The sequence below is a fragment of the Mycolicibacter arupensis genome (assembly GCF_002086515.1).
Lineage (GTDB): Bacteria > Actinomycetota > Actinomycetes > Mycobacteriales > Mycobacteriaceae > Mycobacterium > Mycobacterium arupense.
This window is the reverse complement of sequence record NZ_MVHH01000010.1, coordinates 69,810-83,984: the sequence shown is the minus strand read 5'-3', so window position 1 is coordinate 83,984 and position 14,175 is coordinate 69,810. Positions and strand designations below refer to the sequence as shown.

Genomic DNA, 14,175 nt, shown 5'->3' with positions numbered 1-14,175 from the left:
TAACTATCTTTACTGGCTTTTTCTTGGGGGACTATTTGGTGGTGCCGATGCCGCGCGGACCGCGAGACAACGATACGAGACCCGATTGGACGATTTCGCGGATGCCATAGGGCTCCAGCACTCGCAGTAGCGCATCGAACTTGGCCGGGGTGCCAGTTGCCTCGACGATCAACGACTCGGGGGACACATCGATCACCCGGGCGCGGAACAGATTCACCGCCTCCACGATCTGCCCGCGGGTGCTGGCATCGGCACGGACTTTGATCAGCGCTATCTCACGGGAGACGGAGTTGTCCTCCTCCTGCTCGACGATCTTGATGACGTTGATCAGCTTGTTGAGCTGCTTGGTGATCTGCTCGAGCGGAGTGTCCTCCACCGAGACGACGATCGTCATGCGCGACATGTTCTTGGTCTCGGTGGCGCCGACGGCCAGCGACTCGATGTTGAAGCCACGCCGGGAGAACAGCGCGGCAACGCGAGCCAGCACGCCGGGCTTGTCTTCGACGAGCACCGAGAGGGTGTGGGTCTTCCATCCAGTCGACATCAGGCGTGCCCCTCGTTGTTCTCATCGTCGAACAGCGGCCGGATACCGCGCGCAGCCTGAATCTCGTCGTTGCTGGTGCCCGCGGCGACCATCGGCCACACCTGCGCATCCGCTCCGACGATGAAGTCGATCACCACCGGCCGGTCGGTGATCGCCTGCGCCGCCTTGATCACGTCTTCGACGTCTTCCTCACGCTCGCAACGCAATCCGACGCAACCGTATGCCTCAGCCAACATCACGAAATCCGGGATGCGGCGCGAGTGGGTGGCCAGGTCCGTCTGGCTATAGCGCTCCCCGTAAAACAGGGTCTGCCACTGCCGCACCATGCCCAGGTTGCCGTTGTTGATCAGCGCAACCTTGATCGGCACTCCTTCGATCGCGCAGGTCGCCAGCTCCTGATTGGTCATCTGGAAGCAGCCGTCTCCGTCGATCGCCCACACCTCGGCGTCCGGGCGGCCCATCTTGGCGCCCATGGCCGCGGGGATGGCAAAGCCCATGGTTCCCAGCCCCCCAGAGTTCAACCAGGTGCGCGGCTTGTCGTAAGTGACGAACTGCGCGGCCCACATCTGGTGCTGGCCGACGCCGGCGACATAGAGCGCGTCGGGGCCCGCGAGGCGGCCCAGCGTCTCGATGACGAATTCCGGCGACAGGCTGCCGTCGCTCTGCGGCCCGTAGCTCAGCGGGTAGGTCGAGCGCACCTCGTCGAGGTAGTTCCACCAGTCGGCGATGTCGAGCGAGTCCGCCGTCTTGTCCTGCCGCAGCACCTCGAGCAACTCGATGATCACCGCCTTGACATCCCCGACGATCGGGACGTCGGCGTGCCGGTTCTTGCCGATCTCGGCGGGGTCGATGTCGGCGTGAATCACCTTCGCATCCGGGGCGAAAGAGTCCAGCTGGCCAGTGACCCGGTCATCGAAGCGGGCGCCCAGGGTGATCAGCAGGTCCGAACGCTGCAATCCGGCCACGGCCGCGACCGTGCCGTGCATGCCGGGCATGCCCAGGTGCTGACGGTGGCTGTCGGGGAACGCGCCGCGGGCCATCAACGTGGTGACCACCGGGATGCCGGTCAGCTCGGCCAGTTCGGCCAGCTGCTCGCAGGCTTCGCCGCGGATCACCCCGCCGCCGACGTACAGCACCGGCCGGCGCGCCGCCGCGATCAGCTTGGCGGCCTCGCGGACCTGGCGGCTGTGCGGCTTGGTGGTCGGCTTGTAGCCGGGCAGGTCCAGCTGCGGCGGCCAGGCGAAGGTGCACTGGCCCTGCAACACGTCCTTGGGTATGTCGACCAACACGGCGCCCGGGCGTCCGGAGGCCGCGATGTGGAATGCCTCGGCCAGCGCACGCGGGATGTCGTCGCCGTTGCGCACCAGGAAGTTGTGCTTGGTGATCGGCATGGTGATGCCGGAGATGTCGGCCTCCTGGAAGGCATCGGTGCCGATCAACTGGCGGCCGACCTGGCCGGTGATCGCGACCACCGGGATGGAATCCATCTGGGCGTCGGCCAACGGGGTGACCAGGTTGGTTGCGCCCGGACCCGAGGTGGCCATGCACACCCCGACCCGGCCGGTGGCGTGGGCATAACCGCTGGCCGCGTGGCCGGCGCCCTGCTCATGGCGCACCAGCACATGGCGCAGCTTCTCCGAGTCGAACAGCGGGTCATAGACCGGCAGGACGGCGCCACCGGGAATGCCGAAGATCACGTCGACGTCGAGTTCCTCCAGGGAGCGGATGACCGACTGAGCGCCGGTCATCTGCTCTGGCGGGACTCGCTTGGCCGACGATGTGACCTTGGCGGCGGCCGTGTTGACGGCCGAGGCTCCGGTGCCGTCGTGCGGCGGTGCCGACCGCTCCGGCGGTCGAGTGGTGGGTGCGCTCACGGTTTCCTCTTCAATTCCTCTGGTGCTACAGAACTGGTGGCAACAAAAAACCCCCGCCAGCTCAGCTGCTGCACGAGGGTTGCGCGTTGGTGGTTGAGGTTCAGGCAACAACCAACGCGCAGTGGGCTACTACGAGCATGCCGTTGTCCATAGCACACGACGGTAGCCGCTGGACCGAGCGTGCGTCAAATGAGCGAGCCCTCAGTTCAGGTGGTCGACCAGGGAACCCTGCTCGCCGAACAGCTCGGCCTCCCAGTGCTGCAGCAGCGCTGTGTTGTCTTGGTCGTCGGGATGGAATCCCGGGCGCATGTACTCGGCCAGCCGGCTGAAGACGGCGCGGGTCAAAAACGGCGATCGCCGCAGGGCCGCAAAGCTGCGGACGGTTCGCACCGGGTTGTAGGCAGCCCGGTCTGCGAAGAGCGAGATGATGGTGTTCGCCACGACGGCAAGGGGAAAGGTGAACCGGATCACCTTCATCACCTTGATCCGGCGGGCCTCATCGCCTCCGACCGACCGATAGACATCGAACGCCACCGAGCGGTGCTCGGATTCCTCGATGGCGTGCCACAACAGCATGGACCGTACTTCGGTCGTGCCGAGCAGGGCCTGGGCCCGCTCGTCCGAGAGCAGGGTCTCGGCGAAGACAGCGGTGAAATGCTCCAGTGCGGCGGTGATCGCCAGGCACGTCAGCGGGGAGAACCGTGCTTCGATGGCCTTCTGGCGGCGGTTCACCAGCCGGTCGATCCTGCGGGTCGGGTAACCCATCTCGTGCAGGCGCTCATTGAGGGCTCGGTGCTCGCGCCCGTGGGTGACCTCCTGGCCAATGAATCCCTTGACCTGGTCTTTGAGGTCAGGGTCGGTGATCTGGTCGGCGTAGCGACGCACCGAACGAATGAAGAAGTCCTCGCCCTCGGGGAACACCGCCGACAGGTGCGCGATCATGTGACTCATCACCAGGTCGCCTTGAACGAAGTGACGATTCAGCGATGCCACCGGGTAGTTGAACCGGATGCGACGCGCCTTTACCACCGGGTGATTGTTCTCGTTGGCGGTCATGACTCTCTCTCGGGTTGTGGGTCTGCCAAGCCGGTAGCCAGTGGCCGGACCAGCGTCTTGAAGGCGTCGAGGATGTCCTCGGCCGCCAGCGGCTCATAGCCGGCGATTGACCGGGACATCGCCAGGCCGTTCATCAGGGCGAAGGTCATCTGCGGTCCGATCCGAGACGCCGGGGCGTCGGCCTGTGCGGTGTCGGTGGAAGCAAGTAGTTCGGTGTAGATCCGATCGCAGGCTTCGGAGAATTGCCGATCAGTCTCGATCACCGCGGGCGCCAGGTCGGGGTCGGTGCGAGCCGCTACCCACAGCTCTTGCGATGCGGTGAATGTCGGGCCGGAATACATCGACCACAACAGATCGATCGCCTCGTCCAGTTTGTCCGCGGAAGCGTCCAGTCCCGCCATCAGCACCTCGAACTCTTCGATGCGGCGGTTCAGCGCGAAGTCGATGGCGGCGGTCAGCAGGCCGACCTTGGTCGGAAAATGCCCCTGCAGCGCGCCCACCGAAACACCGGCGCGGCGGGCCACCTCGGTGGTGGTGGTTCCCTTGAACCCGACCTCGACCAGCGCGTCAAGTGTCGCGTCGAGCAACGCATGCCGGGTCTCGGCAGTACGTTCCGCCTGGGTACGGCGGGGCTTGGTGGGCGGCACGCGTTCATGATGCGCCATAAAAAATAAGTAGTCAATATTTATTGTTACCGGTGATGGAAACCTCCCGGCCACTCCCCCTGCACCGACGGTGACATCATGCGGGGGTGGCATCTCCATCACCCGAACCCGCGCCTCTGGTGATCCGCATCTCGCCGATGGCCCATTTCGCGGTGGGCTTCCTGACTCTCGGCCTGCTGATCCCGGTGACGACGTGGCCCGTGACCGCTCCCCTGCTGGCATTGCCGCTGTTGGCCTCCGCGCTCATCGTGCGGTGGCGAACGGTCGCCGACCCCCAACGGATCACGGTGCGGACGCTCCTGGGCAGCCGCTCGGTGGACTGGGACGCCATCGCCGGCTTGGGCTTCACGCGGGGATCCTGGGCTCGGGCACACCTGCGCGACGGCGAGGTCCTGCGCCTGCCTGCGGTGAGCTTCGCGACGCTGCCGCTGTTGACCGAGGCGAGCGGCGGGCGGGTACCGAACCCCTACCGCTGACCCGCCTGGGTGCCGCCGTGCCCGGATCTAGCCGAGCGGGTTCGCCCCATTGAGGAAGACCCACATCGCGATGCCGCCGGCGATCCCGAGCAGCAGTGCCGCGATGGATCCAAGGAATGGCCGCCGGGCCCAGCCACGATCGCCGTCGAGCCCATAACGGCCGGGGCCGACAAGCACGATCGCCACCGCGACCACGATGAGAAGAACGTGGAATTCATGCCCGTCGGGCAGGAAAAGCCCGAGCCGACCCTGGTTGTCCGACGAGACGCCGGTGAGAACCCCGTTGATGAAATAGGCCAGCGCGCCGGCGGCCGCCAGCGGGGTGAACAGTCCGAGCACCAGCAGCAGACCCGCTGCGATCTGACCTCCGCCGGCCACGTAGGTCAAGATGTCGGCGTGCTGGTAGCCCGCAGCCGCGATCGAACTCTTGAATCCGCTCAGGCCCTGGCCGCCCCACCAGCCGAACAGCTGGCGCAGCCCATGCGCCACCAACAGCACACCCAGGCCCATCCGTAGCACGAGCAGACCCAGATCCTGGGTTCCGCGCCGATCGACTGCCCGGAAGGGCTCATCGATGTCGGGGTCCGGGCCGATGGAGACTCCCACGCGACCCGGGCTGGCCTGTGGTTCTGCGTAGGGCAGCGGGTGGTAGCCGCCTGCCGCAACCCGGGCGCCGGTGGGGTCGTAGGCCGGGATGGCGGCGGTCTCGAAATCACCGGTGTAGGTCGGCGATGGCATGTCGTCCTCCGGATCTACCAGACGCGCCGACTGGGGACGTCCTTTGCCTGCGTCGGCAGTCTCACCCGGCCGTCGCCAGTGTGAGCCCTCACCATGACTGGTCACCCTGCAAGAGTAAGGGCAACCCCCGCGGTATTGGGGATTTGAACGGCTTCGTTAGCGAATCGAATCCCAGCTGGCGGGGCGGTGCGGTGGGCGTCGTGGCGCAACCTCACCCGGTGTCCGTAACCTGACGGGCATGCGGATGCGCGGGGCGGTTCACCGGGTGCCTGTCGTCTTGGGCGCGGCATTGCTGGCTCTGACCGGCTGCGCGCACTTCGATGACGCCCAGTCTCAACCATTCACCACCGTGCCGCGGCGCGGTATGGCGCCGGCCACGACTCCCCCACCACCGCCACCGCTGCCCGCCAACCCGTTCCCCAAACAGTGCCCGGCGCCCGGGGTGATGCAGGGCTGCCTGGAGAGCACCAGCGGCCTGATCATGCACGGCGACAGCAAATCGGCATTGGTCGCCGAACGGACCACCGGCGCCGTCAAGGAAGTCTCACTGACCGCCGAACCCAAGGTGAAGACGGTGATCGGCGTCGACCCCTCCGGCGACGGCGGGCTGATGGACATCGTGTTGTCGCCCACGTACACGCAGGACAGGCTGATGTACGCCTACATCAGCACCCCCACCGACAATCGGGTGATCCGGATCGCCGACGGTGATGTCCCGAAGGACATCCTGACCGGAATTCCCAAAGGCGCGATCGGCAACACCGGTGCGCTGATCTTCACCAGTCCGACCACCCTGGTGGTGCTCACCGGAGATGCGGGCAATCCGGCCGCGGCCGCGGATCCGGCGTCCACCGCCGGCAAAGTACTGCGCATCGAGCAACCCACGACCATCGACCAGGCAGCGCCGACCACCGCCCTGAGCGGGATGGGCTCCGGCGGCGGAATGTGCATCGACCACGTCGACGGTTCGCTCTACGTCACAGACCGCACACCCAGCGGCGACCGCCTGCAGCGCATCACCAAGGATTCCCGGGTCTCGACCGTGTGGACGTGGCCGGACAAGCCCGGCGTAGCGGGCTGCGCCGCGATGGACGGCGTCGTGCTGGTCAACCTGGTCAACACCAAGCAGACGGTGGCCGTGCGCTTGGCGGCCGGCACCGGGTCGGTCACCAGTGAGCCAGAGGTCATGCGCCAAGACACCCATGGCCACGTCTGGGCGGTCAAGATGTCGCCGGACGGCAATGTCTGGGGCGCCACGGTGAACAAAACCGCCGGGGACGCTGAGAAACTCGACGATGTGGTGTTCCCCCTGTTCCCCTCGGGCGGCGGATTCCCGCGCGCCAACGACGACAAGGACTAGGTGTATCCGGCAGTCAGGTTGGTGACAGTCGGCTGATCGGAGGTCGGTTTCCGATGGCTGAGTGGCGCCGTTGATTGTTGTAGTGCTCGAGCCACGGGGCAAGGGCGGCGCAACGGTCGGCGTTTGAGGTGAAGACTTGCCGGTAGGCCCACTCGGTCTGCAAGGTCCGGTTGTAGCGCTCCACCTTTCCGTTTTGCCAGGGGCAGTGCGGTTTGATGAAGAGATGTTTGGCGTCCATCGCAGCGATGACGGCAGCGACCTCGCGGGAGTGTCGGTAGCTGAAGTGATTGTCGGTGATGACGGCCTCAATGGTGGTGACGCCGTGGTCGGCGAAGTACTCGGCGGCACGGGCGAGGAACTGTGCGCAGGTTTGCCCCTTCTCATCGTCGAGGATCTCTGAGTACGCCAAGCGCGAGTGGTCATCGACGGCTGAATGGACGTAGTCGAATCCGATTCGGGCCTTCTTCTGCGCAAATGTCCTACTCATCCGCCGGCCATGTGCTTTCCAGCCGCCTCCGTCAGGAATGCGACCAATCTTTTTGACGTCCATGTGAATCAGCTCGCCTGGTCGGCAACGTTCGTAGCGCCGGGTAGTGGCTTGGGAGGCGCGGATGACCTCACCGGTCAGCGGATCGCAGTCTCGCAGGTAGGGCAGCTGATGGCGTCGAAGAACCGCCGAGACAGTCCGAGCGCACAGCCCGAGCTCGTCGCCGATCCACTGTTGGCCGCGCCGCTCGCTGAGCCGGAGTGCCACGATCGCGGCCTCGACATGTGCCGGTGTTCGGTTCGGGCAGCGGCGAGGTCGAGACGACCGATCCACTAGGCCAGCGGGGCCCTCCTCGCGGTATCGGCGCACCCAGCGATACGCGCACTGGCGGGACACGCCGAGTTCGGCAGCCACATGCGCAGGCTTGCGGCCATCGATGAGGACTCGATCAACGAGCAGTCGTCGGCCATGAACGGTCAACCGGGCATTAGCGTGGGGCACGAGGACCTCCGTGTGTGAGTAGAGACGTCAGACATCTCCACTAAGCCCGGAGGTCCTCCCTTCTCACAGCAGAATCGTCAACAACGTCCCTGCCGGATACAACTAGGCGCGGCGGCCCTTCGCTTGTGAGCGGGGCCACTTCCGTTGGGGCCGTCGGGGCATCGGTTCTCACAGAAGTATTACTGACTCCGCCCGAGTGCCTTAAATATGCGGCTTACCTTGGATCTCAGGTCGAGTGGTGACCACCCGACCACCTAGGGAAAAGGATGCCGACAATGCTGATCGATGTTCGGTGGCTGCGATTCATGTTCGACCACCGGAGCCACCAGCCAGTCCGCCAGCTGCCGTAGCCCTCCGACCGCGGGGGCTGCGGCTAGCTGCAGGCGGCGAGAACCAGTTCACGCACCCGAGCGGCGTCTGCCTGGCCTTTGGTCGCCTTCATCACCGCCCCCACGATGGCTCCGGCAGCCTGCACCTTTCCGCCCCGAATCTTTTCGGCCACATCAGGGTTGGCTGCCAACGCCTCATCGATGGCGGCCTGGATCACCGAGTCGTCGCGCACCACGACCAAGCCCCGGTCGGCCATCACCTGGGCAGGCTCCCCCTCGCCGGCCAGCACGCCCTCAACCACCTGTCGGGCCAGCTTGTTGGACAGCTCACCTGAGTCCACCAGCGCAACGACATCGGCGACCTGCTGGGGAGTGATAGCCAGTGCGTCCAGTTCGATACCGGCTTCGTTGGCCTTCTGCACCAGGAAGTTTCCCCACCAGGCCCGGGCCGCCTCGCTGGAGGCGCCGGCGGCCACGGTGGCCGCGACCAACTCGACCGCGCCTGCGTTGACCAGGTCACGCATCACCTCGTCGGAGACGCCCCACTGCTCCTGAATCTTCTTGCGGGACAGCCACGGTAGTTCCGGGATGGTGCTGCGCAGCTCGGCGACCAGCTCGGCCGACGGCGCCACCGGCTCCAGATCGGGTTCGGGGAAATAGCGGTAGTCCTCCGCGGTCTCCTTGGCCCGCCCCGGGCTGGTGTAGCCGGCCTCATGGAAGTGCCGGGTCTCCTGGACGACCGTGCCGCCGCTGGTCAGCACCGCGCCTTGGCGTCGCATCTCATAGCTCACCGCCACTTCGACGCTCTTGAGGGAGTTGACGTTCTTGGTCTCGGTTCGGGTTCCGAATTCGGCTGCACCGGTGGGCTTCAGCGATACGTTCGCGTCGCAGCGCATGGAACCTTGGTCCATGCGAACGTCGGAAACATCCAACGCCCGCAGCAGATCCCGCAGTGCGGTCACATAGGCCCGGGCGATCTGCGGTGCGCGCTCAGCGGCGCCGACGATCGGTTTGGTGACGATCTCGATCAGCGGGACACCGGCCCGGTTGTAGTCGACCAGGGATTCGGTGGCATCCCCGATCCGACCGCTCTCACCACCGAGGTGAGTGAGTTTGCCGGTGTCTTCTTCCATGTGGGCGCGTTCGATATCCACCCGCCACACCGAGCCGTCCTCCAGCGGCACGTCCAGGTAGCCGTTGAAGGCGATCGGCTCGTCGTACTGGGAGATCTGGTAGTTCTTCGGCTGGTCGGGGTAGAAGTAGTTCTTCCGGGCAAACCGGCACCAGGAGGCGATCTCGCAGTTGAGCGCGAGCCCGATCCGGATCGCCGATTCGACGGCGGTGGCATTGAGCACCGGCAGCGAGCCGGGCAGGCCCAGACACACCGGACACACCTGGGTGTTGGGCTCGGCGCCGAAAGCCGTCGAGCATCCGCAGAACATCTTGGTGGCCGTGGACAGCTCGACGTGCACTTCCAGGCCCAGAACCGGGTCGAAGCGGGCGAGGACGTCGTCGTAGTCAAGCAGTTCGGCGACAGCAGCGGTCATAGCTGCAAAGTCTAGGTGACTGCGTTGTCCCGGCTTGGTCACACCGGCCAGTCCTCCATCCGGTAGGCGGCGTCGAAGAACATCCATTCATAACGTGCGGCGGTGTGCAGATGCCCGAGCATGGCCTCCCATTCCGTGGCCGGCGCGAGTGCGCCGACCCGGTCGACGACGGCCAGCACGGCCTCGACCACCGCCTGGTACTCGTCACCGGCGTAGGTGTCGATCCAGCGCTGAAACAGCGGCTCCGGGGAACCGTGGCGCTGCAGGTGCTCGCCGACTCGGGCATAGATCCAGTAGCAAGGGAGCACCGCGGCGATGGCCTCGGAGTAGGAGCCTGATGCCGTGACGGACATCAGGTAACTGACGTAGGCGCGTGTTGTCGGGGTGAGCGGCTGCGCCGCGGCAGGCTCGACGCCGGGCGCCAACTCCGCGAGCAGCCCGGCATGCAGTTCTGCCTCTGCGGTGATCGCCACCTCGGCGTGCTCGGCGAACATCGCCCTTTCCGACGCGATCGGGGCCTTGGTCGCGCATCCCTCCAGCGCCCGCGCGTACCCCCGCAGGTAGTGGGCGTCCTGCACCAGATAGTGGTGAAACTGGTTGCGGCCCAGCGTCCCGTCGGTGAGGCCGGTGATGAACGGGTGCTCGCAGATCTGCTGGTAGATACCGTCGATGCGCTCCCACAACCGCTCACGATTCTTCTCGGCCATACCTCACCGTAGGCGACATCGCCTTAGACTGGCCCCATGCCCGACCGCAACGTACTGGGCGGCCCGCTGGAGCCGTGCGGCAACGACCCGATCACCGGTTTCTATCGCGATGGCTGTTGCTCGTCAGGGCCCGAGGACGTTGGGCTGCACACGATTTGCGCTGTCGTCACGAGCGAGTTCTTAGAACACCAGCGCTCGATCGGCAATGACCTGTCCACCCCGATGCCGGCCTACCGATTCCCCGGCCTCACGCCCGGAGATCGGTGGTGCGTCACCGCGCTGAACTGGCTGCGCGCCCATCGCGACGGCTGCGCCGCGCCGGTGGTGCTGGCCGCCACCGGTGAACGCACGCTCGACGTGGTCAGCCTTGAGGTGCTGGCCGATTACGCCGTGGACGTGCCAGACGACCCCAGCGACCTCTGACCGGCAGCGGCCCTGCGGTCAGGGTCCGAGCGTGACGCCGACACCCGGGCCGTTCTGCTGCCGGAGCCTTTCGTACAAGACGAATTCCTGCACCAGCGGGCCATCTTCGGGGCAGTCGGCGATCACCGAACTGGCCAATAGCCGCCCCGTCTGGTCCTCCGGCAGGCCGCTGGTCGCCAGGATGTGACTCACCGCGTGCTTGACGCCGGCCAAACTCGGCTGGTCGTTGATGAATGCGCAGACATCATTGCCGTGATCGGTGACGTAATCGCCGATCTGGTCGCCACTGGCGAAAGCCGGCGCGGCGAGCACCAGTCCCATCGGCAGTCCGCACAGCACCACGGCGGACAACGCCATCTTTCCCATACTCCACCCCCAGCCTTCGACCATCAGGCATCAGAAATCACAACCTCACCATTGTGCGGCCATTTCGCAGCGTTGTCACGCCACACGCGAACTAGCCGAAGAATGCCGCCGCGTCGTCGTAGCGGCTCTGCGGCACCACCTTGAGCTGGCGGACCGCGTCGGCCAACGCCACCCTGCCGATCTCCTGGCCGCGCAGCGACACCATCATGCCGTACTCGCCTGCGTGGGCGGCGTCAGCGGCGTTGACGCCGAATCGGGTTGCCAGGACCCGGTCGTAGGCGGTTGGCGTGCCACCGCGCTGCACATGTCCCAGCACGGTGGTGCGGACTTCTTTCTTGACGCGCTTCTCGATTTCGACGGCCAGTTGGGCGGCCACACCGGTGAACCGCTCGTGGCCGAACTCGTCGACGCCGCCGGAGCGCAGCTCCATGGACCCGGCAGCGGGCTTGGCTCCTTCGGCGACAACACAGATGAAGTGCGACGAGCCGTGCTGGAAGCGCTGCTTGACCAGTCGGCAGACCTCTTCGACGTCGAAGGGCTGCTCGGGGATCAGCGTCATGTGCGCGCCGGTGGCCAGGCCGGCGTTGAGCGCGATCCATCCGGCGTGGCGTCCCATCACCTCGACCAGCATCACCCGCTGGTGCGATTCGGCGGTGGAGTGCAGCCGGTCGATGGCATCGGTGGCAACCTGCAGCGCGGTGTCGTGACCGAAAGTGACGTCGGTGCAATCGATGTCGTTGTCGATGGTCTTGGGCACCCCGACCACCGGAACGTTCTCCTGCGACAACCAGTGCGCCGCAGTCAAAGTGCCCTCGCCGCCGATCGGAATGAGCACGTCGATGCCGTTGTCATCGAGGGTCTGCTTCACCTGATCCAGGCCGGCGCGCAGCTTGTCGGGGTTCACCCGCGCGGTGCCCAGCACGGTGCCGCCTTTGCCCAGCAGCCGATCATTGCGGTCGTCGTTGGCCAACTGGATGCGACGGTTCTCCAGCAGGCCGCGCCAGCCGTCCTGGAAACCCACCACCGTCGAGCCGTAGCGTGAGTCGCAGGTGCGTACCACCGCCCTGATCACCGCATTCAATCCGGGGCAGTCACCGCCGCCTGTGAGCACTCCGATCCGCATGGGACCATCTTGCCGGGTCGATCACTCCGAGACAGCGGTTAGTGGCGAGCTCCACTCGAACTTTTCCCTCGCCCGCCGCGGGCGCGGGGGTCAGACCAGCTCAGATCGCGGCGGGTAGCGCCCCGCGGGCCGCCTCGTACGCCGCACCCACTCGGTACAACCTGTCGTCGGCCAAGGCGGGGGCCATGATCTGGAGGCCGACCGGGAGCCCATCGTCGCCGGACAAGCCGGACGGCACCGACATACCGCAGTGCCCGGCCAGATTCAGCGGCAGGGTGCACAGGTCGAACAGGTACATCGCGAGGGGGTCATCGACCTTCTCCCCCAATCGGAACGCCGTCGTGGGAGTCGTCGGGGAGATCAGCACATCGACGGATTGATACGCCTCATCGAGGTCGCGGGCGATCAGGGTACGCACTTTTTGCGCCTGGTTGTAGTAGGCGTCGTAGTAACCCGCGGACAGCGCATAGGTGCCCAGCATGATCCGGCGTTTGACCTCAGGCCCGAATCCTGCCGCCCTCGTCAGCGCCATCACCTCCTCGGCACTGCGGGTCCCGTCGTCGCCGACACGCAGCCCGAAACGCATCGCGTCGAAGCGCGCCAGGTTGGACGAGACCTCCGAGGGCAGAATGAGGTAATACGCCGACAGCGAGTAGTCGAAGTGCGGGCAGTCCACTTCGGAGACCTGTGCACCCAACGCCTTGAGCTGGTCGACGGCGGCATTGAATGACGCCAGCACCCCCGGCTGGTAGCCCTCGCCGCTGTGCAGCTGGCGCACCACCCCGATCCGTACACCCGACAGGTCACCGGTTGCGCCGGCACGCGCAGCGCCGACGACGTCGGGCACCAGCGCGTCCACCGAGGTGGAGTCGCGCGGGTCGTGTCCGGCGATCACCTGGTGCAGCAGCGCAGTGTCGAGCACCGTGCGCGCGCAGGGCCCGCCCTGATCCAGTGAGGACGCGCACGCCACCAACCCGTAGCGACTCACGGTGCCGTAGGTGGGCTTGACGCCAACGGTTGCCGTCAGCGCAGCCGGTTGCCGGATCGAGCCGCCGGTGTCGGTGCCGATGGCCAGTGGGGCCTGGAACGCCGCCAGCGCCGCGGCACTACCGCCACCGGACCCTCCGGGCACCCGCTCCACGTCCCACGGGTTGCGCGTCGGGCCGAAGGCAGAGTTCTCGGTGGACGAGCCCATGGCGAACTCGTCCATGTTGGTCTTGCCCAGAATCGGGATGCCTGCCGCACGCAGCCGAGCGGTGACCGTCGCGTCGTAGGGGGCCTGCCAGCCTTCGAGGATCTTCGATCCGCAGGTGGTGGGCGAGTCGACGGTGGTGAAGACATCCTTGAGAGCCAATGGGACACCGGCCAGCGCCGAAGGGGCCTCGCCCGCGGCAATGGCCTTGTCCGCGGCTTCGGCTGCCCCCAGCGCCGTATCTGCGGCGACGTGCAGAAATGCCCCGTAGCGCTCATCGGTGGCGGCGATCTGGTCCAGGTGAGCGCGGGTGACCTCGACCGAGGAAACCTCGCGGGCGGCGATCTTGGCCGCCAGGGTGGCCGCGTCGAGGCGGATCAACTCGCTCACTGGCCCTCCCCCAGAATCTGCGGGACCGCAAAGCGGTTCTCGGCGGTGCGCGGCGCGGCGGCCAGCGCCTGAGCCTGGGTAAGCCCGGCGACGATCTCGTCGGGCCGGGTGACGTTGACGTCCTTGAGGGGATTGTCGGTGGCCTCGACGCCGGTGACGTCGACAGCCGCAATGGTGCTGACATGAGTCAGAATCGCATCGAGCTGGCCGGCGAAGCCGTCCAACTCGGCGTCGGTCAGCGCCAGCCGGGCCAACCGGGCCAGGTGCGCTACGTCGTCACGAGAGATCTGGGACACGGGTGCAAAGCCTAGTCGGCGCCGCTGAGGCCCCGTGCGGCGGCGAGCGTGAGACCGGCCTCACTTTCGGCGGCGCGGCCTGGCACTGTGGGAAAGTTGCG

General features: G+C 66.3%; 15 protein-coding genes. 3 read left to right on the top strand and 12 right to left on the bottom strand.

Features of this window, described 5'->3' with window-relative positions; genetic code table 11:
• Positions 1-31: 31 nt before the first annotated feature.
• The 4 genes from ilvN to BST15_RS07265 all read right to left on the bottom strand — a co-directional run bounded on the left by ilvN (position 32) and on the right by BST15_RS07265 (position 4,121).
• Positions 32-544 (bottom strand): acetolactate synthase small subunit, encoded by a 513-nt coding sequence (ilvN, locus tag BST15_RS07280; protein WP_046187763.1) that lies wholly within the window; start codon positions 542-544, stop codon positions 32-34.
• Positions 544-2,418, bottom strand: coding sequence for an acetolactate synthase large subunit (locus BST15_RS07275; protein WP_083070882.1), 1,875 nt, complete (start codon positions 2,416-2,418; stop codon positions 544-546). Before BST15_RS07275 ends, ilvN begins: the two co-directional genes overlap by 1 nt.
• Before the next feature lie 201 nt (positions 2,419-2,619).
• Complete coding sequence (locus BST15_RS07270; RefSeq protein ID WP_046187761.1) at positions 2,620-3,474, bottom strand: metal-dependent hydrolase; 855 nt, start codon at positions 3,472-3,474, stop codon at positions 2,620-2,622.
• A complete protein-coding gene (locus tag BST15_RS07265) occupies positions 3,471-4,121 on the bottom strand; it encodes a TetR/AcrR family transcriptional regulator (RefSeq protein ID WP_052751350.1) in 651 nt (216 codons plus the stop codon). The genes BST15_RS07270 and BST15_RS07265 overlap by 4 nt, the downstream gene beginning before the upstream one ends.
• A gap of 155 nt (positions 4,122-4,276) precedes the next feature.
• Between BST15_RS07265 and BST15_RS07260 the strand changes: the two genes are divergently transcribed.
• Positions 4,277-4,615, top strand: a complete 339-nt coding sequence (locus BST15_RS07260) for a PH domain-containing protein (protein WP_046187801.1) — start codon at positions 4,277-4,279, stop codon at positions 4,613-4,615.
• 27 nt (positions 4,616-4,642) lie between these two features.
• Here the strand turns inward: BST15_RS07260 and BST15_RS07255 are convergent, their stop codons facing one another.
• Positions 4,643-5,458 (bottom strand): DoxX family protein, encoded by an 816-nt coding sequence (locus tag BST15_RS07255; protein WP_046187759.1) that lies wholly within the window; start codon positions 5,456-5,458, stop codon positions 4,643-4,645.
• A 133-nt stretch (positions 5,459-5,591) separates the two neighbouring features.
• Here BST15_RS07255 and BST15_RS07250 point away from each other — a divergent pair, with 133 nt between their 5' ends.
• Positions 5,592-6,713, top strand: coding sequence for a PQQ-dependent sugar dehydrogenase (locus BST15_RS07250; protein WP_046187758.1), 1,122 nt, complete (start codon positions 5,592-5,594; stop codon positions 6,711-6,713).
• A 13-nt stretch (positions 6,714-6,726) separates the two neighbouring features.
• Here BST15_RS07250 and BST15_RS07245 read toward each other — a convergent pair whose 3' ends face one another.
• The 3 genes from BST15_RS07245 to tenA form a co-directional block, all read right to left on the bottom strand.
• Positions 6,727-7,701, bottom strand: a complete 975-nt coding sequence (locus tag BST15_RS07245) for an IS481 family transposase (protein ID WP_046187757.1) — start codon at positions 7,699-7,701, stop codon at positions 6,727-6,729.
• Positions 7,702-8,074: 373 nt separating this feature from the next.
• Complete coding sequence (gatB, locus tag BST15_RS07240; protein ID WP_046187756.1) at positions 8,075-9,577, bottom strand: Asp-tRNA(Asn)/Glu-tRNA(Gln) amidotransferase subunit GatB; 1,503 nt, start codon at positions 9,575-9,577, stop codon at positions 8,075-8,077.
• A 38-nt stretch (positions 9,578-9,615) separates the two neighbouring features.
• A complete protein-coding gene (tenA, locus tag BST15_RS07235; RefSeq protein WP_046187755.1) occupies positions 9,616-10,284 on the bottom strand; it encodes a thiaminase II in 669 nt (222 codons plus the stop codon).
• Between the two features lie 36 nt (positions 10,285-10,320).
• Between tenA and BST15_RS07230 the strand changes: the two genes are divergently transcribed.
• Positions 10,321-10,707, top strand: coding sequence for a DUF2237 family protein (locus BST15_RS07230; RefSeq protein WP_046187754.1), 387 nt, complete (start codon positions 10,321-10,323; stop codon positions 10,705-10,707).
• 18 nt (positions 10,708-10,725) lie between these two features.
• On the opposite strand, the gene BST15_RS07225 is transcribed toward BST15_RS07230, so the two are convergent.
• The 4 genes from BST15_RS07225 to gatC form a co-directional block, all read right to left on the bottom strand.
• On the bottom strand, positions 10,726-11,064 hold the full coding sequence (locus tag BST15_RS07225; protein ID WP_234708178.1) for a hypothetical protein: 339 nt from the start codon (positions 11,062-11,064) through the stop codon (positions 10,726-10,728).
• 100 nt (positions 11,065-11,164) lie between these two features.
• Complete coding sequence (locus BST15_RS07220) at positions 11,165-12,196, bottom strand: ATP-dependent 6-phosphofructokinase (protein WP_046187752.1); 1,032 nt, start codon at positions 12,194-12,196, stop codon at positions 11,165-11,167.
• Between the two features lie 100 nt (positions 12,197-12,296).
• Positions 12,297-13,778, bottom strand: coding sequence for an Asp-tRNA(Asn)/Glu-tRNA(Gln) amidotransferase subunit GatA (gatA, locus tag BST15_RS07215; protein WP_046187751.1), 1,482 nt, complete (start codon positions 13,776-13,778; stop codon positions 12,297-12,299).
• Positions 13,775-14,074, bottom strand: a complete 300-nt coding sequence (gatC, locus tag BST15_RS07210) for an Asp-tRNA(Asn)/Glu-tRNA(Gln) amidotransferase subunit GatC (RefSeq protein ID WP_046187750.1) — start codon at positions 14,072-14,074, stop codon at positions 13,775-13,777. The genes gatA and gatC overlap by 4 nt, the downstream gene beginning before the upstream one ends.
• Positions 14,075-14,175: the final 101 nt, after the last annotated feature.

Excerpts from the sequence above, each read along its gene's own strand:
- ilvN (WP_046187763.1), bottom strand. The coding sequence starts at position 544 with ATGTCGACTGGATGGAAGACCCACACCCTCTCGGTGCTCGTCGAAGAC.
- BST15_RS07270 (WP_046187761.1), bottom strand. The coding sequence starts at position 3,474 with ATGACCGCCAACGAGAACAATCACCCGGTGGTAAAGGCGCGTCGCATC.
- BST15_RS07260 (WP_046187801.1), top strand. The coding sequence starts at position 4,277 with ATGGCCCATTTCGCGGTGGGCTTCCTGACTCTCGGCCTGCTGATCCCG.
- BST15_RS07250 (WP_046187758.1), top strand. The coding sequence starts at position 5,592 with ATGCGGATGCGCGGGGCGGTTCACCGGGTGCCTGTCGTCTTGGGCGCG.
- gatB (WP_046187756.1), bottom strand. The coding sequence starts at position 9,577 with ATGACCGCTGCTGTCGCCGAACTGCTTGACTACGACGACGTCCTCGCC.
- tenA (WP_046187755.1), bottom strand. The coding sequence starts at position 10,284 with ATGGCCGAGAAGAATCGTGAGCGGTTGTGGGAGCGCATCGACGGTATC.
- BST15_RS07230 (WP_046187754.1), top strand. The coding sequence starts at position 10,321 with ATGCCCGACCGCAACGTACTGGGCGGCCCGCTGGAGCCGTGCGGCAAC.
- BST15_RS07225 (WP_234708178.1), bottom strand. The coding sequence starts at position 11,064 with ATGGCGTTGTCCGCCGTGGTGCTGTGCGGACTGCCGATGGGACTGGTG.
- BST15_RS07220 (WP_046187752.1), bottom strand. The coding sequence starts at position 12,196 with ATGCGGATCGGAGTGCTCACAGGCGGCGGTGACTGCCCCGGATTGAAT.